Source organism: Vibrio sp. (assembly GCF_038138445.1).
Classification (GTDB): domain Bacteria; phylum Pseudomonadota; class Gammaproteobacteria; order Enterobacterales; family Vibrionaceae; genus Vibrio.
In genome coordinates, this window is sequence record NZ_JAYQDQ010000183.1 from 298 (window position 1) to 862 (window position 565).

Sequence of the window (565 nt, forward strand, 5' to 3'; positions counted from 1 at the left end):
AGCTGCTTCTTTATTATGTAATGTTGCAAGCTCTCTTTCAAGCGTAACGTGATACTGAGATGTACCACCAATGTTACGAGTGCCACCAGAACCAGCGCCGGTTTGATCTAATGCTGTATGCATAGCACTAATGACGTATTCATTTTGGCCCATGCCAAGATAGTCATTAGAACACCAGTTCACAATGTTTTTAGGGGCATATTTCCCGTACCAAATGGCTTTTGGAAACTGCCCCCTTTCTCTTATAATGTCGTTGAATATGCGATAGCGACCATCTTCTTTGAAGTCACCAATAGTCTTATCAAAATAATGTAGAAGGTCGCGATCCATTACAAATACTCTTAATTGTTTTTAAGTATTTATAATGAGTGACCAGTTCCTGTATATCCAGTATCTTCAATGTATCTAATCATTTGTTCATAACCACCAATCTTTTGGCCGTTAATAACAATTTGCGGAAAGGTACGAGCTTCAGGAAACTCTGATAGAATTTCTTCTCGTTCAAAGTCTACACCAAGTTGGCGATATTCATATTTAATATTATGTGTATCTAGTGTACGTTTTG

General features: G+C 37.7%; 2 protein-coding genes. Both read right to left on the bottom strand.

The window, feature by feature from the left end:
* On the bottom strand, positions 1–330 hold a 330-nt coding region (locus AAFM34_RS20890), incomplete at its 3' end, for an aminotransferase class I/II-fold pyridoxal phosphate-dependent enzyme (RefSeq protein WP_341666205.1).
* 29 nt (positions 331–359) lie between these two features.
* A partial coding sequence (locus tag AAFM34_RS20895; protein WP_341666207.1) for a glutaredoxin occupies positions 360–565 on the bottom strand: 206 nt, incomplete at its 5' end.